Below are 1,752 nucleotides of genomic sequence, written 5' to 3'. Positions count from 1 at the left end.
CTAGGGCGTCGGTTCAGTATTAGGAGTTGACAAAACAAACTGAAAATGATATGTGAATTGAAAAGCCTGTTAAATTCTGACAATCAGGAAGAAAGAAGAAATTTTATGCGTCCTCCCTCATGGCATCCTCCCATTGAACTGTCAGACTCAGAAGCGTTGATTATCAAACGCATCAAGAGAGCCAAGTTATTCACGTTTCTTCGACTGAACCGTTCATTCATATTTAATGATGAGTTTCAAGAAGAACTTGCTACAATTTTTAAAGACAGCACAGTGGGTCAGAGCCCAATTCCTCCTGCACAAATTGCCTTGGCAATTATTCTGCAAGCCTACTTAGGCATTTCTGATGATGAAGTAATTGAAGAAATGCTCATGGATCAACGTTGGCAGTTAGTTCTCGATTGTCTAAAGTGTGAAACTCCCCCTTTTAGCAAAGCCACTTTGGTGCGATTCAGAAAGGGCTTAATTAAAAAAGAACTAGACCAACGTTTAATTGACCGCACCGTACAAATTGCCAAACAAAAAGGTGGATTTGGCTCATCTCAACTCAAAGTGGCTTTAGATTCCTCACCTTTATGGGGAGCTGGTAAAGTCGAAGACACATATAATCTCTTGGGTCATGCTTTACGTAAGGCGGTGAGTATGATAGCTGCTGTGCAGGGGCGGGAGCCAGCAGAAATTGCCCTGGAAGCAGGTGCACCCATCCTTAATAGTTCCAGCTTAAAAACGGCCTTAGATATAAACTGGGATAATCCAGTAGAGCGTCAAAATGCACTCTTAATTATCCTAAGTAGCTTAGATTCTGTGGAAGAATGGATGCAAAGCCAGTCTGATTGTGATAAATTTGAAGTAGTTCAAGAGACTCTGGATGTTGCCCGAGTCATTGAATCCCAAAATGTGACTTTCGACTCACAAGCCGTTCCAAGTTTAAGTCAAGGGGTAGCCAAAAATCGTCGCATTTCTATTGAAGACCCAGATATGCGCCATGGGCGTAAAAGCCGCTCTAAAAAAATAGATGGATATAAACGCCACGTTCTTAAAGATTTAGAGAGTGGTGTAGTTTGCGCTGTGGCGCTGACACGCGCCAATACTCCAGAATCTGCTGCTACAATTGACCTAGAACGTGACTTGAAATTTCAAAACATTCACCTATCTGAGTTACATATCGATCGGGCTTATTTATCTAGTCACTGGGTGACACAAAGGAATGATAAATTACAGATATTTTGCAAGGCGTGGCCCGTCAAAAATTCTGGACGGTTTGATAAAAATTCTTTTTTCCTTGACTGGGATACGCATTTAATTAGCTGTCCCAATCAGGTAAGTATCCCATTTGAACCGGGGAAAACTGTTCATTTTCCTCAGAATGAATGTGCAATTTGCCCTCTGAGGTCTGGTTGCACGAATAGTAAAAGAGGACGGACTGTATCAATTCATCCTGATGAAGCCTTAATGCAAGAGTTGCGAGCACGTCAATCCACTGCTATTGGTCGCCAAGAATTGAGAAAACGTACTACAGTTGAACACTCTCTGGCTCATATTGGCCATTGGCAGGGGAATCGTGCTCGGTATCTTGGACTGCGGAAAAATCTCTTCGATTTACGGCGAGTCGCTGTTGTTCATAATCTTCATGTCATTGCTCGAATGGAGCAGGTTCGGCCAATTACACCAGGCATAGAGTCGAACTCATGCACTGGCTAATTTCATAAATTCCTTTTTTTGTCAACTCCTAATAATGAACCGACGCCCTAG

Annotated in this window: 1 protein-coding gene; it reads left to right on the top strand. The window is 42.4% G+C overall.

Annotated features, from left to right (window positions below):
• The first annotated feature begins 105 nt into the window (after positions 1-105).
• Positions 106-1,701: an IS1182 family transposase gene (locus tag QUB04_RS32360; protein ID WP_333290747.1), complete on the top strand. Its 1,596-nt coding sequence runs from the start codon at positions 106-108 to the stop codon at positions 1,699-1,701.
• The last annotated feature ends 51 nt before the right edge of the window (positions 1,702-1,752 follow it).

Source organism: Microcoleus sp. D2_18a_B4, assembly GCF_036702475.1.
GTDB lineage: Bacteria > Cyanobacteriota > Cyanobacteriia > Cyanobacteriales > Microcoleaceae > Microcoleus.
This window is presented reverse-complemented; position numbering and strand designations above follow the sequence as displayed.